Source organism: Streptomyces sp. NPDC057900 (genome assembly GCF_042887885.1).
Classification (GTDB): domain Bacteria; phylum Actinomycetota; class Actinomycetes; order Streptomycetales; family Streptomycetaceae; genus Streptomyces.
Genome location: NZ_JBHVOI010000004.1, coordinates 507,412 through 527,874, shown reverse-complemented (window position 1 = coordinate 527,874; position 20,463 = coordinate 507,412). Strand labels below are relative to the sequence as shown.

The window sequence follows — 20,463 nt, the reverse complement described above, 5'->3', positions numbered from 1 at the left end:
GGTGGGGCGCGGTCCGCCCGTGGCGCTCACGCCTCGCCCTCCCGCATCGGCACCCGCACGTCCTTGTCGGAGGCGACCGACTCCGCGATGTCGTACCCCGCGTCCACGTGCCGGATGACGCCCATGCCCGGGTCGTTCGTCAGCACCCGCCGGATCTTCTCGCCGGCCAGCTTCGTACCGTCGGCCACCGTCACCTGGCCCGCGTGGAGGGAGCGGCCCATGCCGACGCCGCCGCCGTGGTGGATGGAGACCCAGGAGGCCCCGGACGCCACGTTCACCATGGCGTTCAGCAGCGGCCAGTCCGCGATCGCGTCGGAGCCGTCGAGCATGGCCTCGGTCTCCCGGTACGGGGAGGCCACCGAGCCGCAGTCCAGGTGGTCGCGCCCGATGGCCAGCGGCGCGGCCAGCTCACCGCTCGCCACCATGTCGTTGAACCGCTCGCCGGCCCGGTCCCGCTCGCCGTAGCCGAGCCAGCAGATCCGGGCGGGCAGCCCCTGGAACTGGACGCGCTCGCCGGCCATCTTGATCCAGCGGTGCAGCGACTCGTTCTCCGGGAAGAGTTCGAGCAGCGCCTTGTCGGTCTTGCGGATGTCGGACGCCTCGCCGGACAGCGCCGCCCAGCGGAACGGGCCCTTGCCCTCGCAGAAGAGCGGCCGGATGTACGCGGGCACGAAGCCGGGGAAGTCGAAGGCCCGTCCGTAGCCCGCGAGCTGGGCCTCGCCGCGGATCGAGTTGCCGTAGTCGAAGACCTCCGCGCCCGCGTCCATGAAGCCGACCATCGCCTCGACGTGCTTCGCCATCGACTCACGGGCGCGCAGGGTGAAGTCGGCGGGCTTCTCGGCGGCGTAGTCGGCCATGTCGTCGAAGTCGACCCCGACCGGCAGGTAGGCCAGCGGGTCGTGGGCGCTGGTCTGGTCGGTGACGATGTCGACCGGGGCGCCCTCCGCGAGCATCCGGGGCAGCAGCTCCGCGGCGTTGCCGAGCAGGCCGATGGAGAGCGGCTTGCGGGCGTCCCGCGCCTCGACCGCGAGCTGGAGCGCGTGGTCCAGGTTGTCGGCCTTGACGTCCAGGAAGCGGTGCTCGATGCGGCGTTCGATGGCGCGCGGGTCCACGTCGATACAGATCGCGACGCCGTCGTTCATGGTCACGGCGAGCGGCTGGGCGCCGCCCATGCCGCCGAGTCCGGCGGTCAGCGTGATCGTCCCGGCCAGCGTGCCGCCGAACTTCTTGGCGGCGACCGCGGCGAACGTCTCGTAGGTGCCCTGGAGGATGCCCTGGGTGCCGATGTAGATCCACGAACCGGCGGTCATCTGGCCGTACATGGTGAGCCCGAGCGCCTCCAGGCGGCGGAACTCCTCCCAGTTCGCCCAGTCGCCCACCAGGTTGGAGTTGGCGATGAGCACGCGCGGGGCCCACTCGTGCGTCTGCATGACGCCGACCGGCCGCCCGGACTGGACGAGCATCGTCTCGTCCTGCTTGAGGGTGCGCAGCGTGCGGACCATCGCGTCGAACGAGCGCCAGTCGCGGGCCGCCTTGCCGGTGCCGCCGTAGACGACGAGCTTGTCGGGGTGCTCGGCGACCTCGGGGTCCAGGTTGTTCTGCAGCATCCGCAGCGCGGCTTCCTGCTGCCATCCCAGGGCGCTCAGCTCGGTACCGCGCGGTGCCCGTACGGGGCGGGGTCCTGACATGGCAATGCCTCCTCGCGACTGTGAATTTTCTATTCACATCTTGGTTGGCTGAATAGCTCCAGTCAACAGGGGGGCGCGGACGCTCTCCGGAGGGCCTCCTTCCGGCCTCCGGATGGCTTCCCTCCGGTGTGCGGCGGGGCATTTTCCGTCGGCCACCTGCATGTACCCATGGAAAATGCCAGAACCTCCACCAGCCCTGAGCACAATGCGTAACCTCTGGGTCACAGCCGCACGCCGCGTCGGAGGGGAGTCCGCGTGCCCGGAATCGACGAGTGCCTGCTCGACGTCATGAGACTGCCCGGTGCCCGTGGCGCCGCCGTGGTCGACTGGACCAGCGGTCTCGCTCTCGGCACCATCGGTGACGCGCCCAACGGCGATCACGAGGCCACCGCCGCGGAGACGGCGGAGGTGGCCCGGATGGCGGCCGAACAGTCCGCCTTCACCTCTGAGGGGGCCCGCCCGCCGGACACCGCGGACGGCACGGGCGTCACGGGGGCGGAGCCGCCGGTCGAGGACGTCATCGTCACCACCCGGTCCGGGTACCACATCCTCCGGTTCGTCGAGACGGACTTCGACAGCAGCGTCTTCCTCCACCTGTGGCTGGACCGCGCGGAGGGGAACCTCGCCCTGGCCCGGATACGGCTGGGCGAGACGGCGGAGCGGCTGGTCCTGGCATGAGAACGGCCGCCCCCGTGCCCGCCCCCTCCTCCCCCGCCACCGTGCTCTCGCCGATGCTTGAGCGCCTCGCCGCGGAACGGGCCACCGGCGCCCTGATGCGCGACTGCGGCACCCTCTACCTCGCGGACGGCGAGGTGGTGCACGCCGAGAGCCCGGCGACGCCCGGGATCGACGTCCTGCTCACCCGGGGCGGCGCTCTGCACCGCGACGGCTGGTGGGACGCGGTCGCGCAGGCGGGCGCCCATCGGCGGGTCGGCCGCTACCTGGTGGACAGCGGCCGGGTGGCGGGCGGCGCGCTGGAACTGTGCCACCTGGGGGTGTTGTACGACGCGGCGTTCTTCGCCCTCGCCCCGACCCGGACCCCGGCCCGCTTCCGTTACGGGGTCGCCCACTGGATCGGCCCGGTCCGCCCGGTGCCCGTGGACGCCGTGCAGCGCGAGACGCTCCGGCGCCGGGAGCTGCTGGACCGGATCTGGCCGGAGGCGGCGGGCGACAGCGCCCCGCTCGCCCGGACCGGGGGCCCGCCCGACGGTCCGGTGCCGCCGCGCCAGCAGCGCGTCCTGGGATGCGTGGACGGGGTGCGCACCGCGACGGACATCGCCCAGGAGCTGGGCAGATCGGCGTTCCACACCCTGGTCGACCTGCGGCGGCTGGCCGCCGCGGGGCTGGTCGAGGCGGTCCGGCAGCCGACGGGCCCGGCCGCCTCCGCGACCGCCCGGGTCGAGCTGCCCGAGATCACGGCCGACCCCGATGTCGCCCTGTTGCGCCGGCTCCGAGACGCATTGGAGGCCCTGTGATACGCGCGCTCAGACAGCGTGCCGGGAGGAGACAGCTGATGGTGCCCGAGGCCGAAGTGCGTGATGTCCTGGCCGAACTCCAGCGGCTGCGGGCACGGGTCCCGATGCTCGCCGGCGCCCTGGCGGCCAGCACCGACGGTCTCGTCCTCGCGCACGACACCCCGGGGGTGGAGGCCGAAGGCGTCGCCGCGCTGACCGCGGCCGCGCTCGGCGTCTCGATCCGGATGACGGAGGCGACCGGCCGGGGCGGCTTCCGCGAACTCCTCGTCCGGGGCGAGACGGGCTACATCGCGGCGTACGCCGCGGGCTCCTCCGCCGTGCTGACGCTGCTGGCGGAGGACCGGATCAACGTCGGCAGGCTCCATCTGGAGGGCCGCCGGGCCGGGGCCAGGATCGGCCGGCTCGTCGACACCGCGCTGGAACGCGCACCTCAGTCCCAGCCCGGCGCACGCCCGCCCGCGCCACGCACCCCGCAGCCGCCGGGCACGCTCCCCCACCGCCCGACCTGACCACCTCTCAGCCCAGCGGACCCCTCAGACCCAGAAAACGGAACCGGCCGTCGCGGCCGGTCAGGGAAAGGAAACGAGCACTCATGGCGAACACCGAAGCGTCACTGAAGGAAGCGATGACGAACATCGAGGGCACCCTCGGCGTCGCCCTCGTCGACTACACGAGCGGCATGGCCCTGGGCACCCTCGGCGGCGGCAAGGAGTTCAACCTGGAGGTCGCGGCGGCCGGCAACACCGACGTCGTCCGCGCGAAGCTCCGCACCATGGAACAGCTGGGCATCCAGGACGAGATCGAGGACATCCTGATCACCCTGGGCGCCCAGTACCACCTGATCCGGCTGCTCAGGACCCGTGGCAGCAAGGGGCTGTTCCTCTACCTGGTGCTGGACTCAAGCCGCGCCAACCTGGCCATGGCCCGCCACAAGCTGAAGAAGATCGAGGCCGAGCTGGAGATCTGAGGACTGGCCGGCCGGTGGGTGCGCCTGCCCCGGTGGGTGGGGGCGGTGCCCCACCGGGCAGGGCGCACCCGCGGATCACTCGATGAACAGGCCGCGCGCCGCCGCCCTCGCGTCGAACTCCTCCAGCCGCGCCTGCGCGTCCGGCAGGGCGTCGCACATCGACTCCAGCAGCACCCGCCCGAGCAGCATCGGCGCGCACGCCGTGTCGAAGGCGAGCCCCGTCCCTACGGCGGCCGGGATCAGCAGATCGCTGTGCGCGGCCACCGGGGCGAACGCGGAGTCCGCGACCGAGACCACCGTCAGCCCCTGTTCCCCGGCGTACGCGAGGGCGTCCACGACCTCTCGCGGATGGCGCGGCAGCGCGAAGCAGATCAGCGCGGTGGCCCCGGCCCGCCGGGCGGCGTCGATCCGGTCGTGCAGCATGCTGCCGCCCTCGTCGAGCACCCGGACATCGGGGTGGACCTTGGCGGCGAAGTACCCGAAGCCCCGGGCCTGCGAGGAGGCGGCGCGCAGCCCGAGCACGGGCAGCGGACGCGACCCTGCGAGCAGCCGGCCGGCCCGTTCGACGGGGCCCGGGTCCGCGAGCAGCTCCGCGAGGTGCCGCAGGTTCTCGATCTCGCCGAGCACCGCCTGCTGGTACTCGTTGTACGTGTCCTCCCCGGTCCCCGCGGAGGGCCCGGCCGGGGAGACCTCGCGCAGATGCCTGCGCAGCGCGGGGTAGCCGTCGAAGCCGAGCGCCACGGCGAACCGGGTGACGGAGGGCTGGCTGACCCCGGCGAGCTCGGCGAGCTCGACGCTGGACAGGAACGGGGCGTCACCGGCCCTGCGCACCATCGAGTGCGCGATGCGCCGCTGGGTGGGGGTGAGCCTGCGCCCCTCGAACAGCTGCTGCAACCTCGCGGCCGGGCTGCTCCCGCTCATCCTGTCCCCTCGCTGGATCCGTCGCGCCGCAGTCCGGCGCCGAGGAATCCATTCAGCCAGCAAGGCGTCTGCATGTCCATATGCAGACGCCGTGGCCCGCGCTATCCGGGCAGGCCCGCCCGTGCGGCCAGTACGGCGAGGGTCCGGCGCAGGTTCGTGCGGAACGCGTCGTCGAGCCCGGCCGTCAGCTCCTCGTCGATGGCGCTCGCCGTCTCCGTGCAGCGGGCGAGGAGTTCGCGGCCCCGGTCCGTGAGGCCGAGGATCTGGCGGCGACGGTCGACGGGGTCGCGCTCCCGGGTGACGGCGCCCAGCTCCTCCAGGTGATCGGCGAGCCCGACCACCAGGCTGGGCGTCACCCGCATGGTGCGGGCGATGTCCTGCTGCGAGGCCGCCGCACCGCTGTCCAGCAGGGCCAGCAGTCCGGCGTGCTTGGGCTTCAGGCCGTGGACCGCCAGCCGTTCGGCGAACAGTTCGGCGGTGATCGCGCCGAGCGTGCCGAGCCGGAAGGCCGCGGTGCCGGTCAGCGTCTCCTGCTTGACATCCTTCACGCCCGGCACCGTATCATCACGAAATCATTCATAGAGTTAATGATTCAAGAGGTGACGCAATGCGACGCACTCCGGCTGTCCTCAACGTGGCCATGGCGGCGGGCTCGGCGGTCGCGGCCGTGATCGCGGTGGCCCGCCCCACGCTCCTGCTGCCGGCCGGCACCGAGCCGACGGCCGGCCTCCAGACGTACGCGGAGGCGTACGCGGTCCGCGCGGTCCCGCTCGCCGCCGCGCTGGTGTACGCGCTGAAGGGGGAGCGCCGGGCGCTGGTTCCCGTCCTGGCGGTGGCTGGGGCGGCGCAGTTGGGCGACGCGTACATCGGCGCCCGCCGGGGGGTCACGGGAATGGCCGTCGGCGGGACGGTCGCGGCGGCCACCCACCTCGGCACCGCCTGGTGGCTGATCCGCAAGTAGGCCCGCCCGATGGTGCTCCCGCCCCCGCGAACCGGGGGGCTAGCCCCACTGACCCGGCCGACGCGGCTTCGTAACGTAGAAGGATGGACGCATCCGACACGGAGCTCAAGAAGGAGCTCAACGCTACCCTTCAGGCCCGCAGCGAGCTGGGCACCGAGTACGAGTCCGCGCTCGTCGAATCGTTTCTGGAGAAGGTCGAGCAGCGGCTCGACGGCACGCTCGACCGCCGGGTCAGGCGTCATCTCGCGGAGCAGCAGGTCAGGGGGGCGCGCTCGCCGGAGCGGCCCTCCGGTCATTTCGTCGAGCAGTACGGTTTCGCGATCGTCTCGCTGGTCCTGGCCGTCCCGCTGTCCGCCATCGGTGTCGTGAACGCGGGCTTCCCGGGGATGGTCGTGGCCTGGCTCGGGATCGTCGGCGTCAACGCCTTCCAGGCCTCTCGCGGCGGGCGGCTCTTCGGGCGCCGGGCCGACGAGCGGCGGGAGTCCGACTGGGAGGGCTGAGCGGCGGACGCTCCTCACGCCTGACGGGTCGGCAGCACGACCAGCTGGCGCAGGTTGATGTGGCGGGCCCGGCTGACCGTGTAGGCGATCAGGTCGGCGATCTCGTCGCTCGACAGCCCGCCGAGCGCGTCGAACATGCCGTCGAGCTGGCCGCTGAGTTCCGTGTTGTCGACGTGTCCGGCCAGTTCGGAGTCGGTGAGGCCGGGCTCGATGTTGGTGACCCGGACGTCGCGCGGCCCGAGTTCGGTGCGCAGTGAGGCCGAGAGATAGGTGAGCGCGGCCTTCGTCGCGCCGTACACCGCGTAGTTGGGGAACGTGACGTGCGCGCCGATCGAGGAGATGTTGACCAGGTCGGCGGTGCGGCCGTCGGCGGCGGCCGCCACCAGGTCCGCGGTGAAGGCCCGGATGACGCGCAGGGCGCCCGACACGTTGGTGTCCAGCATCCGCTGCCATTCGTCGGCGCGGCCCTCGTCCACCGGGTTCGGCAGCATCACACCGGCGGCGTTGACCACCAGGTCGACCCGGCCGAACGCGGCGTGCACCCGCTCGGCCGCGGCGTCCACGGACGCCTGGTCGGTGACGTCGGTGGCGACGGCGAGTGCCTGGCCGCCGTCGGCGGCGATCTTCCCGGCGAGCTCCTCCAGCCGCTCCGCGCGGCGGGCCAGCAGCGCCACCCGGACCCCCTGGGCGGCGAGCAGCCGGGCGGTCGCGGCCCCCATGCCGCTGGCGGCTCCGGTGATGACGGCGGTGCGGCCCGCGAGTGTCCCGTACGACATGTCCGTGCTCCCTGGTGCTGTGGGGCCGGGACGTTTCCCCGGCCGAGCACCGACTCTGCCGCCGCGGGCCGCCGCTACCCAGGGACGTGTCTTTCCTGGGTCCGGCAGTACCAGGCTGGGGAACGGCCGGGTCTTCTACGATCGCGGCATGGACGGCGACCTCGGAGACTTCCTCCGCTCACGACGTGCCCGCATACAGCCCGGTGACGTCGGGCTGAACTCCTACGGCCGCAGGCGCGTTCCGGGTCTGCGGCGCGAGGAGGTGGCGCAGCTCGCGGGGGTGAGCGTCGACTACTACATCCGGCTGGAGCAGGGGCGCGGGCCGAGCGTCTCGGATGCCGTGCTGGACGCGGTGGCCCGGGTGCTGGGACTGGACGAGACGGAGCACGCCCACCTGCGCACGGTGGCCCGCCCCAAGCCGCGCACGGCGGCCCCGGCCGCCGAGCAGCGGGTGCGGCCCGGTCTGCGGCTGCTGCTGGACACCCTGGGCGGGGCACCGGCGTTCGTCCTGGGCCGCCGGATGGACGTACTGGCGTGGAACGGGGCGGCCGACGCGCTCCTCGGCTTCTCGCGGCTCTCCCCCGGCGTGCGCAACGTCCCGCGCCAGGTGTTCCTCGACCCGGCCTCCCCCGAGCTCTATCCGGACTGGGCCGCCGTGGCGGCGGAGACCGTCGCCCATCTCCGCCTGGACGCGGGCCTGCACCCGCACGACAAGCGACTGGCCGCACTGGTCGGCGAGCTGTCGGTGAAGAACGAGGACTTCCGCCGGCTGTGGGCGGATCACCAGGTGAAGGCGAAGGCGTACGGCGTGAAGCGGATCAGCCACCCGTCGGCGGGTCTGCTCACGCTCCCGTACGAGACGCTCGGTGTGCCCGGGGATCCCGATCAGTGCCTGGTGGTCTACACCCCGGAGCCGGGTACGGAGTCGGCGGCGCGCCTCGCGCTGCTGACGGCGGCGGCGTAACGAGGTGTATCGCGGGGACCGCCGCACCCCCGGTTTCCCGGAGGGCGGGACGACGGCGGTCCCCGCGAGGGACGCGGTCCGGGTCAGGGCCGGTCTCGCGTCCTGACGACAGTGGAGGTCCGGGAGCCGCTCCGTAGTCCGTGTCGCCGTATCGGTGCCGGCGGGTTTCCCCGCCGACACCCATCAATCTGCCCGATCCGTGTTAAGCCGGTGCTGCGGGTACGTGTCGCGCTCGTACCGTTTTCGCGAAGCCGCCGGTTCCGGCCGCGCGGCTACGGCTTGGTGACCGCCGACGCGTCCTTGGCGAGGAACGCCAGCAGGTCCTGCCTGCTGACCACGCCCTTGGGCTTGCCCTCGACCAGCACGATCGCCGCGTCCGCCGCGCCCGCGCCGCCGAGCACCGCCATCAGGTCCTCGACCGGTTCGCCGGAACCGACCTGCGGCAGCGGCGGCGACATGTGCTTCTCCAGCGGGTCGGAGAGCGAGGCGCGCTGGGCGAAGAGCGCGTTCAGCAGCTCCCGCTCGACCACAGAGCCGATGACCTCCGCGGCCATCACGTCCGGGTGTCCGGCACCCGGCTTCACGATCGGCATCTGCGAGACGCCGTACTCGCGCAGGACGTCGATGGCCTCACCGACGGTCTCCTCCGGGTGCATGTGGACGAGCGTCGGGATCGGGCCCTCCTTGTAGTCGAGGACGTCCGCGACGCGTGCGGAGGGGCCGGTGTTCTCCAGGAAGCCGTAGTCCGCCATCCACTCGTCGTTGAAGATCTTGCTCAGGTAGCCGCGCCCGCTGTCCGGGAGCAGGACGACGACCACGTCCTGCGGGCCCAGCCGCTTCGCGACCTCCAGGGCGCCCACGACCGCCATCCCGCAGGAGCCGCCGACCAGCAGCCCCTCCTCCTTGGCGAGCCGGCGGGTCATCTGGAAGGAGTCCTTGTCGGACACGGCGACGATCTCGTCGGTGACCGTACGGTCGTACGCCGTCGGCCAGAAGTCCTCGCCGACGCCCTCGACCAGATACGGCCGGCCCGAGCCGCCCGAGTAGACCGATCCCTCCGGGTCCGCGCCGATGATCTTGACCGCGCCGTCGCTGACGTCCTTCAGGTAGCGGCCGGTGCCGCTGATCGTGCCGCCGGTGCCGACCCCCGCCACGAAATGGGTGATCTTCCCGTCCGTCTGCTCCCACAGTTCGGGACCGGTGGTCTCGTAGTGGGAGCGCGGGTTGTTCGGGTTGGAGTACTGGTCGGGCTTCCAGGCTCCGGGCGTCTCACGGACCAGCCGGTCGGAGACGTTGTAGTAGGAGTCCGGGTGATCGGGGTCGACCGCCGTCGGGCAGACGACGACCTCGGCCCCGTAGGCGCGCAGCACGTTGATCTTGTCCGTGGACACCTTGTCCGGGCAGACGAAGACGCACTTGTAGCCCTTCTGCTGCGCGACGATCGCCAGGCCCACGCCCGTGTTGCCGCTCGTCGGCTCGACGATCGTGCCGCCGGGCAGGAGCGCGCCGCTCTCTTCCGCGGCCTCGATCATGCGAAGGGCGATCCGGTCCTTGACCGAGCCGCCGGGGTTGAAGTACTCGACCTTGGCCAGGACCGTCGCCTGGATGCCGGCCGTCACACTGCGCAGCCTCACCAGCGGGGTGTTGCCTACAAGGCTGATCATCGAATCGTGGAATTGCACCGTGTACTCCGGGGTCTCCGTGATGGTGCGGCAAGAGTATGCGTACGGGGACCGGATTGGGCGAAGCGATTGAACGACGCCCTCTTGGGGGCAGTTAGCTCTGTGTACGGCGGTACGGCACGTACGGCGACGAGGAGGTGGACCGGACTGTGTCGAGGGCAAGGGTGGCACGGCGGATCGCAGCGGGCGCGGCCTACGGTGGCGGCAGCGTCGGGCTGCTGGGAGCCGCGGCGGTGGGCGTCCTGCTGGCGGAGGTCCAGCTGGCGAAGCGGCTGGTGGGCGGCGGGATCGCACCGGTCCCGCCGAGCGCGGACGGGCGGTACGGGGTGGCGTTCGCCGGGCCGACGGACCCGCTGCGGCTGGGACTGCTGGGGGATTCCACGGCGGCCGGGCAGGGCGTGCGGCGGGCCGGGCAGACCCCGGGTGCGCTGCTGGCCTCCGGGCTGGCGGCGGTCTCGGAGCGGCCGGTGGATCTGCGTAATGTCGCGCAGCCGGGGGCCAGGTCGGACGATCTGGAGCGGCAGGTCTCGCTGCTGCTGGCGGACCCGTCCGGGCCCCCGGACGTCTGCGTGATCATGATCGGGGCCAACGACGTGACGCACCGGATGCCCGCGACCCAGTCGGTGCGCTGCCTGACCACGGCGGTACGCAGGCTGCGGACGGCGGGCGCGGAGGTGGTGGTCGGCACCTGCCCGGACCTGGGCACGATCGAGCCGGTCTACCAGCCGCTGCGGTGGCTGGCCCGGCGGGTGAGCAGGCAGCTGGCGGCGGCGCAGACGATCGGCTCCGTGGAGCAGGGCGGGCGCACGGTGTCGCTGGGCGACCTGCTGGGCCCGGAGTTCGAGGCGAACCCCCGGGAGCTGTTCGGCCCGGACAACTACCACCCCTCCGCGGAGGGGTACGCGACCGCGGCGATGGCGGTCCTGCCGACGCTCTGCGCGGTGCTGGGGCTGTGGCCGGAGTCCGATCATCTGGACGGCGCCCGGCGCGAGGACATGCTGCCGGTGGCCAAGGCGGCGTCCCAGGCGGCCAAGGAGGCCGGTACGGAGGTCACCGGGGCACGAGCGCCCTGGGCGCTCCTCAAGCACCGCAGGCGGCGGCGCCTGCCCGCGGCCACCGAACCGCACCCTCATCCGCACTGGTACCAGCACCGTTCCCCGGGAACACCCGGAAAACAGGAGGAGCACGAGGAGCACGGCGGCTCGACCCGGGTGGACCGGCGTCCGGGCAGCGACACCGGCACCGCCGCCACCGGCTGACTGAGCGGTTGCTTAGAAAAGAGGCCCGCATCACATGCCGGTGCGGGTGACCTCCGCAGTACGTCCGGGTAACTTCCAGAGCAGTCCAGCCAGCCAGCCTTCCAGCCCTCATGGAGCCGCGTGATGCCCGAAGCCGTGATCGTCTCTGCTGCCCGTTCCCCCATCGGCCGGGCCTTCAAGGGTTCGCTGAAGGACCTGCGGGCGGACGACCTGACCGCCACGATCATCCAGACCGCACTGGCCAAGGTCCCGGAGCTGGACCCCAGGGACATCGACGACCTGATGCTCGGCTGCGGCCTCCCCGGCGGCGAGCAGGGCAACAACCTGGGCCGCATCATCGCCGTACAGATGGGGATGGACCACCTTCCCGGCTGTACGGTCACCCGCTACTGCTCGTCCTCCCTGCAGACCAGCCGGATGGCGCTGCACGCCATCAAGGCCGGTGAGGGCGACGTGTTCATCTCGGCGGGCGTCGAGATGGTCTCCCGGTTCGCCAAGGGCAACTCCGACAGCTGGCCGGACACCCACAACCCGCTGTTCGCGGACGCCGAGGCCCGCACCGCGGCCCGCGCGGAGGAGTCCGGCGCGAGCTGGCACGACCCGCGCGAGGACGGCCTGGTGCCGGACGCGTACATCTCGATGGGGCAGACCGCGGAGAACCTGGCCCGGACGAAGGGCGTCACCCGTCAGGACATGGACGAGTTCGGCGTCCGCTCGCAGAACCTCGCGGAGGAAGCCCTCAAGAACGGCTTCTGGGAGCGGGAGATCACCCCGGTGACGACGCCGGACGGCACGGTCGTCGCCAAGGACGACGGTCCGCGTGCGGGCGTCACCCTGGAGGGCGTGCAGGGCCTGAAGCCGGTCTTCCGCCCCGACGGCCTGGTCACCGCGGGCAACTGCTGCCCGCTGAACGACGGCGCCGCGGCGCTCGTGATCATGTCCGACACGAAGGCGCGCGAGCTGGGCCTGACCCCGCTGGCCCGGATCGTCTCCACCGGCGTCTCCGGCCTCTCCCCCGAGATCATGGGCTACGGACCGGTCGAGGCGAGCAAGCAGGCGCTGAAGCGGGCCGGGCTGAGCGTCGGCGACATCGACCTGGCCGAGATCAACGAGGCCTTCGCCGCCCAGGTGATCCCGTCCTACCGGGACCTCGGCCTGCCGCTGGACAAGGTCAACGTCAACGGAGGCGCCATCGCCGTCGGCCACCCCTTCGGCATGACCGGCGCCCGGATCACCGGCACGCTGATCAACAGCCTCCAGTTCCACGACAAGCAGTTCGGCCTGGAGACGATGTGCGTGGGCGGCGGCCAGGGCATGGCGATGGTCATCGAGCGGCTGAGCTGACCTGACCTGAACTGAGCTGAACCGAGTCGAGCTGAAGCGGATCCCGCTCCTGGGCGGGATCCGGCGTACTCGGAGCGGGCGCGATGACCGGTTCCGAGCCCCGACCGTGACCGAATCTCCCCCAGGATGTGACCTATGTCCTGGGGGAGACCCATTCCCGCAGGTCACACCAGCATCAGGGTTAAACCCCGGGCACAAAGACCTGTCCAATTCGTGACGTAATGCACTGACACATGGTGCCGGTACGGGTCAAGCTGATGTAGGAAGTCGGGGGATCGATTGAAACCGGGAGTAAGTCAGTGAGCGCCATGCCTCTTGCCCTGTTGCTGACCACCGCCGCTGCCACGGCCGTGGGCGCTGCTGCTCTGCACGCCGCTCACGGGCTGCGTAAGCAGGTATCGGCCCTTCGGAGGGAGCTGGCCGACGGCCGCGCCCAGGCCGCCTCGGTCCCGGCCCAGAGCCGTAACGACGCCACCCCTGCCTCGGAAATACGCGCGGCCGTGGCCGAGGCGCTGGCCGAGGAGCGCGAGCGGGAGCTCGCGGAGGCGCGGGCCTTCTGGGCCACGCAGGAAGCGCGGGACGCCGCCGACGCCCCGTCCCTGCTGGGCGGACTGTCCGGAGTCGGTGAGGACGCCCCGTTCTTCATGCCGCGCCAGGCGGACTTCGCCGGCCTCGAAGCGATGGACCTCGACGCCACGGAGGCGCTGGAGGAGCTGACGGAACTGGCCGAGCTGACCGAGCTGGCCGACATCACCGAGCTCCCCGAGATCGCGGAGTTCGCGGAGTTCGCCGAGGACTCCCCCGAGCTGGCCGCGGCCCGTCGCCGTCACCCCTCGCACCCGGACTTCGTACCGGTGCAGACACCCGTCGTCACCGACCACGAGCGCACGGTGAACCGCCTGGAGGAGCTGGCCGACAGCCGTACGGAACTCTCCGACGTGCGCCCCGGCCCGCTCGGCACGCTCGATGTGTACGTCTTCGCCGACGGCACCACGCTCTGTATGACCCCCGGCCACCGCGAGACGGCCGAGCGGCTGGCCACATCGCTCCGGGACGGTGAGCACCCGGTACTGCTGGGCGGTTCCGGCGTCTCCGGCGCGTACGCGCTGACGTTCTCGTGCGGCCGGGAGAACGTCTACATACTGGCCGACCGCGTCATCGCGAGCTTCTAGCCCGCCGACCGGTCGTCCGGACCCGCACGCCCCCGACACAGCGGCCCTCGCCGGCCGCTGCCGCAGCCCACCGCCCCAACCGCCCGCGTAACGCCTAGGCGAATGCTCGGGCGGCCGCTTCCTCGACGCATCGCACGGCCTCGTCCAGCTCCGCCGACGGGGCCTTTTCCAGTGCCACGGCCAGGTCACGGCCCGCGACGGCGAGCTGGTCACCGACCGCGAACATCCCGGCGTCCGGCATGGTCCTCGGCTCCCGGTCCGGCGCCTCGACGCGCTGGGCCCGCACCGCCAGCTGCCTGGCCAGGGCCAGTCCCTCGGCCGCCGCACCCCGGCGCAGTCTGCTCTGCGGGGCGGCGCGCAGCCGGTCGGCGAATCGGTCCACGGCGATGATCAGGGGCGTCGTATCGAGCACCCCGCGACCCTACGCGCCCCTGCCCGGATGACCGCCAACGGGCCGGCGCTCGGACCCCCGCGGAACATAAACGGCCCGCAGGCTCCTGCGAAGGAGCCTGCGGGCCGTTCGTTCGCCGTGCCGTCCTGCGGGTTTGTCTAGTCGTCGCCGCTCAGGATGGAGAGCAGGCGCAGCATCTCCAGGTAGATCCACACCAGGGTCATGGTGAGGCCGAAGGCCGCCAGCCAGGACTCCTCGCGCGGAGCGCCGTACGCGACGCCGTCCTCGACCTGCTTGAAGTCCAGGGCCAGGAAGCACGCGCCGAGGATGATGCCGACGACACCGAAGAGGATGCCGAGACCGCCGCTGCGGAAGCCGAGGCCGTCACCGCCACCGAAGGCGGCGAACAGCAGGTTGACCACCATCAGGAGCATGAAGCCCATGGCCGCGGCCATCACGAAGCCGTAGAACCGGCGGGTGACGCGGATCCAGCGCATCTTGTACGCGAAGAGCACACCGGCGAAGACACACATGGTGCCCATCACCGCCTGCATCACGACGCCCGGTCCGATGTACGTGCTGACCGCGCTGGAGATGACCCCGAGGAAGACGCCCTCGAAGGCCGCGTACGCGATGATCAGCGCGGGGACCGGGGTGCGCTTGAAGGACTGGACGAGCGACAGCACGAAGGCGATCAGCGCGGCGCCGATCGCGATGCCGTACGACTTGTTGAGGTTCGCCTCGTCGACCGGGAGCAGGGCCCAGGCGGCGGCGGCGCCGACCACGACCGTGCCCAGCGTCAGCGCCGTACGGGTGACGACATCGTCGATCGTCATCGCACCGGAACGCGCGGGCGCCTGCGGGGCGCCGTACTGGGCGTCCGGCTGGGCGTAGGGGTTGGTGGCGTACGGATTGGCACCCGCTACCGGGGCCCCGGCCTGCGGCGCCGCGTTGACGTTCGCGTAACCGTTGTCGCGGCTGAAGCCCCGTCGCGAGAAGACCGGGTTGCTGCTCCTCATCTCACTCCTCCATGGCCACCCAGCGTGGCCTTGCGACAAGAGTAATGGGTAGGCAAAACAAACTCCCTAGTGCCAGGGGAGGATCTTTCCGCGATCGCGCCGATCACCGTGGGTCGGGACGACCGCCGGCGAGCGCGTCGCCGGCCTCGGTGCGCCGGTAGACGACTCGCCGGCCGATTCTGGTGCCCGCGACCAGGCCCGCGTCTCGCAGGACGGCCAGATGCCCGCCGACGGTGCCGAGCGACTGGCCGAAGTGGCGGGCGAGCTCCGTGCTGGTGGCGGGGCGTTCCAGTTCGTGGAGCACGGCGGCGCGGCCGGTGCCGATCAGCCGCTCCAGGGCGCGGGCGGGCCCCGGCTGCCCGGTGGCGGCGGCAGCGGACCCGCGCGCCGGATAGACCAGGGCGTACCGGGCTGGCGGCTCCTCGCAGAGCCAGGTGCCGCTCGTCACACAGACCGGCACGAACAGCATGCCGTCCGCACCGACGACGCGGTCCGGGCCCGGCTGGTGGCTGAAGCGGATCGCGTCCGCGCCGACCCAGGCGCTGCGCCGGTTCATCCGCTGGAGGGCGCGGGGCCATCCGTAGGCGGCCAGCAGCCCGGCCCGGTGGCTGACGTCCCGCTCCAGCAGCGCCCGGCGGCGCGGCCAGTCCGCGAGGATGTGCGCCTCCCACGTGTCCCGGAACAGACCGGCCGTACGGGCTCCCCAGCCGTGCCCGGTCAGCCACCGCAGGTCGTGCCGTTTCCAGCTGTGCGCCACCGCCGCTTCGAGGTCGGCGCGCACGGCCGCGTCGGAGGCGGCGGCGACCGGCGCCAGCTCCTCGTCCAGGGTGGTGCGCATCCCGCCCGGCGGCGGGAGGGTGATGAAGCCGGGGAGGTACTTGGTCGAGCCGATCAGCTCGACCAGCCCCCTGGCGAAGGGATCGGCGTCCAGGACGGCGCGGAAGGCGTCGTGGTGCCGGGTGTACCCGGGCCCGAGCCACGGATCGGGGCACGGCTTGGTCAGCACGCTCATCGACCCCAGCGTCTCGGCCAGCGGCGACAGCGCGAACCGGGACCTGGACAGGGCCATCGGGCTCAGCCGCAGCAGCACCATCTTTCGCCTCCTGCCGAAACGTTAGCGCGCGCCGGGGCGGGCTCCCCAGAATCCTGCCGGTGCAGCCACCTCCCGCCCCGCCTCCCCCGTCCCCCCTCCCTCCTTCTTCCCCTCCTCTTCCCCGTCCTGGCTCGTTGTTCGGGCAGCCGCGGTTCCGCGCGTTCTACGCCGGACGTCTGGTGTCCCTGCTCGGCAGCTCGATGGCGCCGGTCGCGCTGGCGTTCGCGGTGCTGGACGCCTCCGGCAGCTCCCAGGACCTCGGCGTCGTGCTGGCCGCCCACATGCTGCCGCTGCTGGCGCTGCTCCTGGTGGGCGGGGCCGTCGCGGACCGCTCCTCGCGCCGCGACGTGCTGGTCGCCGTCCATCTGGGCTCGGCGCTCACCCAGGGCGGCGTCGCGGCGCTCCTGCTGACCGGCCACTACTCGCTGATGCCGGTGGCCTTGCTGGAGTTCCTGAACGGCGCGCTCGGCGCGTTCAGCGCACCGGCCCTGCGCGGAGTGCTGCCGCAGCTCGTCGAGCCGGCCGGGCTCCAGCAGGCGAACTCCCTGCTGGGTACGGCCCGCAACGCCACCAAGATCCTCGGGCCGAGCCTGTCGGGGGTGCTCGTCGTGGCGGTGGGCAGCGGCCCGGCGATCGCCTTCGACGCCTTTACGTACCTGCTGGCGGCGGGCTTCCTCGCGCGGCTCACGTTCACCGGCGCCACGGAACCCGCCCGGCGGCGGACGGGCCTGGCCGCCGACATCCGCGAGGGGTGGACGGAGTTCCGCTCGATCCGCTGGGTGTGGACCGGCACGCTGGCGTTCTGCCTGGTGAATCTGGCCCAGACCGGCACCTGGCAGATCCTCGGCCCCCAGCTCACCCGGCGGCTGAGCGGTGAGGAGACCTGGGGACTCGTGCTCAGCGTCCGGGGCATCGGGCTGCTGGTGTCGGGGCTGCTGATGTACCGGCTGGTGGTCCGCCACCTGCTGCGCCTCGGGCAGCTGACGAGCGTCCTCGCCGCGCTCCCCCTGCTCGCCCTGGGCGCCCGGCTGCACGCCCCGTGGCTGCTGGCCGCCGCGTTCGTCGCGGGGCTGGGCTCCGCCGTCACGGCCGTCGCCTGGGACACCTCGCTGCAGGAGCACGTGCCGCCCCAGGTGCTCTCGCGCGTCGCCTCGTACGACGAGCTGCTCTCGTACATCGCGATCCCGGTCGGTCAGCTGTGCGTCGGCCCGCTGGCCGAGGCGTTCGGGGCGTTCCGCGTCGCCTCGGTCGCCGGTGCCGTCTCGGCGGCGGCAGCGGCTCTCCCACTGGCCTCCCGCGCCGTACGCCGCCTGCCCCACGGCGCGGCTCCCGTTCCCGCGGGGGAAGCGGAAGCGGAACCGGAAGCGGCAGCGGGTCCGGAACCGGCCCCGGTGCCCGGCCCGGCGGGTGCGGCGTAGTTCAGGCCCGCGGCGCGTCCGGGGCCTGCCGGGCCGCGCGCTCCACCCGGTCCCGGTGGCCCGCCCACCACGCCGCGTCACCGGGGGCCATGTTGTCGCTCCCGGCGCGCAGGCCCGTGGTCCCGTCGATGAGTTCCCGGACGATGTCGGCGTGCCCGGCGTGCCGCTGGGTCTCGGCGACCATGTGGACGAGGATCCGGTGGAGCGTCAGCTCGGTTCCCGCCTCACCGGGGAGCCGGCCGACGGCGTCCAGCTCCAGCGAGTCGATCGTCGCGTCCGAGTGCGCCCAGACCCGGCGGTACCCCTCGACGATCTCCGCACGCGACTCGTCGGCCGTGGCCCACAGATCCGCGTTCGGCTCGGCGTCACCCGCGATCCAGAGCTCCGGTGCCTCGACCGGCCGGCCGAAGGCGGCACCGAAGTAGAACGCCTCGGCCCCGGTCACGTGCTTGACCAGCCCCAGCAGGTTGGTGCCGGTCGGGGTCAGGGGGCGCCGGATGTCGTACTCGCGGGCCCCTTCGAGCTTCCACAGGAAGGTGTCGCGGGCGTCCTGCAGATACAGGTGAAGGTCTCGCTTGTGGCCGGTCGCGGTCATGGGCCCAAATCTGCCAGGCGCGTGATCCTTGGCCAACCGCTTATCCCGCGCGGGCCACCAGCAACGGCTGGAAGAACCCGGTCCGCTCCGGCATCCGCCACTCGGGCCCGTCGAACCCGGCCCCGGCGGCGAGAGCGGTCAGCCGGTCCCGGCCGAGCGCCCAGTAGGTGGACCGGCGGACCCGGACCCGCCACTCCCCGTCCGGGGCCGCCGGAAGGAGCTGGAAGTGCTCAAGGTCATAGTGCTCGCCGTCGTCGTGCCAGTGCCAGAGCTGGAAGGTGACGGTCCGCTCCGCGTCGCCGTCGGTACGGTGGGTCTGCGGAGCCGTCGAGGCGGGGCGCTCACGCAGGAGTTCGTCGTAGGGGCGGGTGCTGACCAGCAGCAGCCCGCCCGGCCGTAGCACCCGGCGCATCTCCGCGAGTGCGGCGTGCACGTCCTGCGCGGTCAGCAGGTGGGGCAGCGAGTTGTCGGCGCAGACGACGACGTCGAACCGGTCGTCGGGAAACGGCAGTTGCCGCATATCGGCGGCGGCCGTGCGGAGGCCGGGTCCGCGCCGCGACGCCTCACGGGCGGCACGGGCGGCGGCGCGGGGGCTGAGGTCGGTTCCGGTGACGTCGTGCCCGCGCAGCGCGAGGCCGAGGGCCTGGGTGCCGATGCCGCAGGAGCAGTCGAGCACCTCGGCCCGGTCCCGGCCGATCAACGCGTCCAGGGCAGCACCCTGGCGGCGGATGGCGGCGTCCCAGTCGGAGTAGATGAGGTGGTAGTCGTCGGCCAGCGCGTCGTAGAAGTCCGCTACCGATGACGCCTCCGCCGGTGCCGGTACTGACGCAGCCTGAGACATGGCGCGACACTACCGTACGCAACTCCCCACGAGAGGAAGGCCGTTGAGGCACCCTTCTTCGCTCGTAGCGGCCCGGACCGAGCGCCGGCTCACGCCATGCGCGACAGTGAGACGTAGGCCACATCCACGGCTGTCACATCGTGCCGGGCTGATCGGTCAGAGAGGTACAGGCACCAAAAAAAGAACCGCAAGGGAGTGCACCATGAACGCCCGTTTGAAGCTCCTCGAAAGCCCGGTCGCGGGCAAGGCCCTCAAGCACATCATCGCGGCGGGCAGCGCGCTCGCGGAGTCGACGCTGCCGCTCGCCACGCAGGAACTGGTCAAGCTCCGCGCCAGCCAGATCAACGGCTGCGCCGGCTGCGTCGACATGCACACCAAGGAGGCCGCGCACGCCGGGGAGACCGCGGTGCGCCTCAACCTGGTCGCGGCCTGGCGGGAGGCCACCGTCTTCACCGACGCCGAGCGCGCCGCCCTGGAGCTGGCCGAGCAGGGCACCCGGATCGCGGACGCGGCCGGTGGCGTCCCGGACGAGGTCTGGGCGAACGCCGCCAAGCACTACGACGACGACCAGCTCGCCGCCCTGGTCTGCGTCATCGCCGTGATCAACACCTTCAACCGGCTGAACGTGATCACCCAGCAGCCCGCCGGCGACTACCAGGTCGGCATGTACGGATAACGGGTGGCGCCCCTGACATCCGCAGTACGTCAGGGATGATCACCGGAGGACGACGAGGCGGGCTCGGGGGACGTCCCCGGCCCCGCCTCGTTCAGCGCCCGGATTCCGGCGCAGAGCAGCCGCACGCTGTGGACGAACTTCTCGTCCTGGTCCGCGCCGGCCGCCGCCGCCACGGTCAGCGGGAAGCGGCGGTGGAGTTCGGCGACGTCCTCGGGGCCGACCTCGATGGCGGGCGGCTCGCCCTGCTCCTGGAGGACGTACCCGGTGATGTGGCTGAGCACCGCGTCACCGGCGACGCCCAGCCGCTCGTCCCGGACACCGGCGTCCTTCAGCGTCCGCAGCAGCCGCTCCATCAGGGAGAGCGCTCCGGTGCTGAGCACCTTGGGGCTGTCCGCGAACATGACCGCGCCGCCGGGGTGCCTCAGCAGGCTCTGCCGCAGCGAGACGGCTTGGGCCTCGACACGCTCCGGCCAGCCGGCCCCTTCCGGCAGCGCGGCCAGGGCGGCGGTGCCCGCGTCGTACGCCTGCTGAGCCAGCCGGTCGGCCATCAGCTGGAGCAGGGCGCCCTTGTTGGGCACGTGGTAGTACATGCTGCCGGCGTGCACGTCGAGCCGCTTCGCCACCTGCCGCATGGACAGCCCGTGGTAGCCGGCTTCGGCGAACACCGCCATACCCGCGTCGATGATCCGGTCCGTACTCAGCTTCATGGAACCCACTGTAA

The 20,463-nt window shown here is 72.2% G+C and carries 23 protein-coding genes; 12 read left to right on the top strand and 11 right to left on the bottom strand.

The genetic code is table 11. The features are described from left to right. Positions 1-26 precede the first annotated feature (26 nt). Positions 27-1,688 carry a urocanate hydratase gene (hutU, locus tag ACFVQ0_RS19860; RefSeq protein WP_390089688.1) on the bottom strand — a complete coding sequence of 554 codons (1,662 nt, stop codon included), beginning with the start codon at positions 1,686-1,688 and terminating at the stop codon, positions 27-29. A gap of 255 nt (positions 1,689-1,943) precedes the next feature. Here hutU and ACFVQ0_RS19855 point away from each other — a divergent pair, with 255 nt between their 5' ends. The 4 genes from ACFVQ0_RS19855 (at position 1,944) to ACFVQ0_RS19840 (ending at position 4,130) form a co-directional block, all read left to right on the top strand. Further along, complete coding sequence (locus ACFVQ0_RS19855; RefSeq protein ID WP_390089687.1) at positions 1,944-2,366, top strand: hypothetical protein; 423 nt, start codon at positions 1,944-1,946, stop codon at positions 2,364-2,366. Next, entirely contained in the window at positions 2,363-3,163 is an 801-nt protein-coding gene (locus ACFVQ0_RS19850; protein WP_390089685.1) for a transcriptional regulator, read from the top strand. Before ACFVQ0_RS19855 ends, ACFVQ0_RS19850 begins: the two co-directional genes overlap by 4 nt. Positions 3,164-3,201: 38 nt before the next feature. After that, positions 3,202-3,672: a roadblock/LC7 domain-containing protein gene (locus ACFVQ0_RS19845; RefSeq protein WP_390089683.1), complete on the top strand. Its 471-nt coding sequence runs from the start codon at positions 3,202-3,204 to the stop codon at positions 3,670-3,672. Between the two features lie 83 nt (positions 3,673-3,755). Then, the gene (locus ACFVQ0_RS19840; RefSeq protein ID WP_390089681.1) at positions 3,756-4,130 is read left to right on the top strand and encodes a hypothetical protein; all 375 of its coding nucleotides are present in this window, start codon (positions 3,756-3,758) and stop codon (positions 4,128-4,130) included. A 75-nt stretch (positions 4,131-4,205) separates the two neighbouring features. On the opposite strand, the gene ACFVQ0_RS19835 is transcribed toward ACFVQ0_RS19840, so the two are convergent. Further along, a complete protein-coding gene (locus ACFVQ0_RS19835) occupies positions 4,206-5,051 on the bottom strand; it encodes a MurR/RpiR family transcriptional regulator (RefSeq protein ID WP_390089680.1) in 846 nt (281 codons plus the stop codon). 101 nt (positions 5,052-5,152) lie between these two features. Beyond that, positions 5,153-5,599: a MarR family winged helix-turn-helix transcriptional regulator gene (locus ACFVQ0_RS19830; protein ID WP_390089678.1), complete on the bottom strand. Its 447-nt coding sequence runs from the start codon at positions 5,597-5,599 to the stop codon at positions 5,153-5,155. 59 nt (positions 5,600-5,658) lie between these two features. Between ACFVQ0_RS19830 and ACFVQ0_RS19825 the strand changes: the two genes are divergently transcribed. Both ACFVQ0_RS19825 and ACFVQ0_RS19820 read left to right on the top strand, forming a co-directional pair. Beyond that, a complete protein-coding gene (locus tag ACFVQ0_RS19825) occupies positions 5,659-6,012 on the top strand; it encodes a hypothetical protein (RefSeq protein ID WP_390089676.1) in 354 nt (117 codons plus the stop codon). 83 nt (positions 6,013-6,095) lie between these two features. Continuing rightward, a complete protein-coding gene (locus ACFVQ0_RS19820) occupies positions 6,096-6,512 on the top strand; it encodes a hypothetical protein (RefSeq protein ID WP_390089674.1) in 417 nt (138 codons plus the stop codon). A gap of 14 nt (positions 6,513-6,526) precedes the next feature. On the opposite strand, the gene ACFVQ0_RS19815 is transcribed toward ACFVQ0_RS19820, so the two are convergent. Further along, complete coding sequence (locus ACFVQ0_RS19815) at positions 6,527-7,288, bottom strand: SDR family oxidoreductase (protein WP_390089672.1); 762 nt, start codon at positions 7,286-7,288, stop codon at positions 6,527-6,529. Positions 7,289-7,436: 148 nt separating this feature from the next. Between ACFVQ0_RS19815 and ACFVQ0_RS19810 the strand changes: the two genes are divergently transcribed. Then, positions 7,437-8,252, top strand: coding sequence for a helix-turn-helix transcriptional regulator (locus ACFVQ0_RS19810; RefSeq protein WP_390089670.1), 816 nt, complete (start codon positions 7,437-7,439; stop codon positions 8,250-8,252). A 272-nt stretch (positions 8,253-8,524) separates the two neighbouring features. Here ACFVQ0_RS19810 and ACFVQ0_RS19805 read toward each other — a convergent pair whose 3' ends face one another. Beyond that, a complete protein-coding gene (locus ACFVQ0_RS19805; RefSeq protein ID WP_390089668.1) occupies positions 8,525-9,934 on the bottom strand; it encodes a cystathionine beta-synthase in 1,410 nt (469 codons plus the stop codon). A gap of 164 nt (positions 9,935-10,098) precedes the next feature. Between ACFVQ0_RS19805 and ACFVQ0_RS19800 the strand changes: the two genes are divergently transcribed. The 3 genes from ACFVQ0_RS19800 to ACFVQ0_RS19790 all read left to right on the top strand — a co-directional run bounded on the left by ACFVQ0_RS19800 (position 10,099) and on the right by ACFVQ0_RS19790 (position 13,709). Continuing rightward, a complete protein-coding gene (locus ACFVQ0_RS19800) occupies positions 10,099-11,193 on the top strand; it encodes an SGNH/GDSL hydrolase family protein (protein ID WP_390089820.1) in 1,095 nt (364 codons plus the stop codon). 123 nt (positions 11,194-11,316) lie between these two features. After that, the gene (locus ACFVQ0_RS19795) at positions 11,317-12,537 is read left to right on the top strand and encodes an acetyl-CoA C-acetyltransferase (RefSeq protein WP_073738500.1); all 1,221 of its coding nucleotides are present in this window, start codon (positions 11,317-11,319) and stop codon (positions 12,535-12,537) included. 308 nt (positions 12,538-12,845) lie between these two features. Beyond that, positions 12,846-13,709 carry a hypothetical protein gene (locus ACFVQ0_RS19790; protein WP_390089818.1) on the top strand — a complete coding sequence of 288 codons (864 nt, stop codon included), beginning with the start codon at positions 12,846-12,848 and terminating at the stop codon, positions 13,707-13,709. Between the two features lie 94 nt (positions 13,710-13,803). Here ACFVQ0_RS19790 and ACFVQ0_RS19785 read toward each other — a convergent pair whose 3' ends face one another. From ACFVQ0_RS19785 to ACFVQ0_RS19775, 3 genes are all read right to left on the bottom strand, one after another. Next, positions 13,804-14,121 (bottom strand): hypothetical protein, encoded by a 318-nt coding sequence (locus tag ACFVQ0_RS19785; RefSeq protein ID WP_390089666.1) that lies wholly within the window; start codon positions 14,119-14,121, stop codon positions 13,804-13,806. 137 nt (positions 14,122-14,258) lie between these two features. Beyond that, entirely contained in the window at positions 14,259-15,119 is an 861-nt protein-coding gene (locus ACFVQ0_RS19780) for a Bax inhibitor-1/YccA family protein (RefSeq protein ID WP_390089662.1), read from the bottom strand. A gap of 103 nt (positions 15,120-15,222) precedes the next feature. Next, entirely contained in the window at positions 15,223-16,212 is a 990-nt protein-coding gene (locus tag ACFVQ0_RS19775) for an ArsR/SmtB family transcription factor (protein ID WP_390089660.1), read from the bottom strand. 134 nt (positions 16,213-16,346) lie between these two features. Between ACFVQ0_RS19775 and ACFVQ0_RS19770 the strand changes: the two genes are divergently transcribed. Then, the gene (locus tag ACFVQ0_RS19770) at positions 16,347-17,630 is read left to right on the top strand and encodes an MFS transporter (protein WP_390089658.1); all 1,284 of its coding nucleotides are present in this window, start codon (positions 16,347-16,349) and stop codon (positions 17,628-17,630) included. Between the two features lies 1 nt (position 17,631). Here ACFVQ0_RS19770 and ACFVQ0_RS19765 read toward each other — a convergent pair whose 3' ends face one another. Together ACFVQ0_RS19765 and ACFVQ0_RS19760 are read right to left on the bottom strand one after the other, a co-directional pair. Further along, positions 17,632-18,225: a DinB family protein gene (locus tag ACFVQ0_RS19765; protein ID WP_390089656.1), complete on the bottom strand. Its 594-nt coding sequence runs from the start codon at positions 18,223-18,225 to the stop codon at positions 17,632-17,634. A 40-nt stretch (positions 18,226-18,265) separates the two neighbouring features. Next, the gene (locus ACFVQ0_RS19760; RefSeq protein ID WP_390089654.1) at positions 18,266-19,066 is read right to left on the bottom strand and encodes a class I SAM-dependent methyltransferase; all 801 of its coding nucleotides are present in this window, start codon (positions 19,064-19,066) and stop codon (positions 18,266-18,268) included. A gap of 202 nt (positions 19,067-19,268) precedes the next feature. Here ACFVQ0_RS19760 and ACFVQ0_RS19755 point away from each other — a divergent pair, with 202 nt between their 5' ends. Beyond that, positions 19,269-19,742 carry a carboxymuconolactone decarboxylase family protein gene (locus tag ACFVQ0_RS19755; RefSeq protein ID WP_390089652.1) on the top strand — a complete coding sequence of 158 codons (474 nt, stop codon included), beginning with the start codon at positions 19,269-19,271 and terminating at the stop codon, positions 19,740-19,742. Between the two features lie 29 nt (positions 19,743-19,771). On the opposite strand, the gene ACFVQ0_RS19750 is transcribed toward ACFVQ0_RS19755, so the two are convergent. Then, entirely contained in the window at positions 19,772-20,449 is a 678-nt protein-coding gene (locus tag ACFVQ0_RS19750; protein ID WP_390089650.1) for a TetR/AcrR family transcriptional regulator, read from the bottom strand. Between the last annotated feature and the right edge of the window lie 14 nt (positions 20,450-20,463).

Coding starts and splice junctions, on each gene's coding strand:
- hutU (WP_390089688.1), bottom strand. CDS start 1,688: ATGTCAGGACCCCGCCCCGTACGGGCACCGCGCGGTACCGAGCTGAGC.
- ACFVQ0_RS19850 (WP_390089685.1), top strand. CDS start 2,363: ATGAGAACGGCCGCCCCCGTGCCCGCCCCCTCCTCCCCCGCCACCGTG.
- ACFVQ0_RS19845 (WP_390089683.1), top strand. CDS start 3,202: ATGGTGCCCGAGGCCGAAGTGCGTGATGTCCTGGCCGAACTCCAGCGG.
- ACFVQ0_RS19840 (WP_390089681.1), top strand. CDS start 3,756: ATGGCGAACACCGAAGCGTCACTGAAGGAAGCGATGACGAACATCGAG.
- ACFVQ0_RS19835 (WP_390089680.1), bottom strand. CDS start 5,051: ATGAGCGGGAGCAGCCCGGCCGCGAGGTTGCAGCAGCTGTTCGAGGGG.
- ACFVQ0_RS19825 (WP_390089676.1), top strand. CDS start 5,659: ATGCGACGCACTCCGGCTGTCCTCAACGTGGCCATGGCGGCGGGCTCG.
- ACFVQ0_RS19820 (WP_390089674.1), top strand. CDS start 6,096: ATGGACGCATCCGACACGGAGCTCAAGAAGGAGCTCAACGCTACCCTT.
- ACFVQ0_RS19815 (WP_390089672.1), bottom strand. CDS start 7,288: ATGTCGTACGGGACACTCGCGGGCCGCACCGCCGTCATCACCGGAGCC.
- ACFVQ0_RS19810 (WP_390089670.1), top strand. CDS start 7,437: ATGGACGGCGACCTCGGAGACTTCCTCCGCTCACGACGTGCCCGCATA.
- ACFVQ0_RS19795 (WP_073738500.1), top strand. CDS start 11,317: ATGCCCGAAGCCGTGATCGTCTCTGCTGCCCGTTCCCCCATCGGCCGG.
- ACFVQ0_RS19790 (WP_390089818.1), top strand. CDS start 12,846: ATGCCTCTTGCCCTGTTGCTGACCACCGCCGCTGCCACGGCCGTGGGC.
- ACFVQ0_RS19780 (WP_390089662.1), bottom strand. CDS start 15,119: ATGAGGAGCAGCAACCCGGTCTTCTCGCGACGGGGCTTCAGCCGCGAC.
- ACFVQ0_RS19775 (WP_390089660.1), bottom strand. CDS start 16,212: ATGGTGCTGCTGCGGCTGAGCCCGATGGCCCTGTCCAGGTCCCGGTTC.
- ACFVQ0_RS19765 (WP_390089656.1), bottom strand. CDS start 18,225: ATGACCGCGACCGGCCACAAGCGAGACCTTCACCTGTATCTGCAGGAC.
- ACFVQ0_RS19760 (WP_390089654.1), bottom strand. CDS start 19,066: ATGTCTCAGGCTGCGTCAGTACCGGCACCGGCGGAGGCGTCATCGGTA.
- ACFVQ0_RS19755 (WP_390089652.1), top strand. CDS start 19,269: ATGAACGCCCGTTTGAAGCTCCTCGAAAGCCCGGTCGCGGGCAAGGCC.
- ACFVQ0_RS19750 (WP_390089650.1), bottom strand. CDS start 20,449: ATGAAGCTGAGTACGGACCGGATCATCGACGCGGGTATGGCGGTGTTC.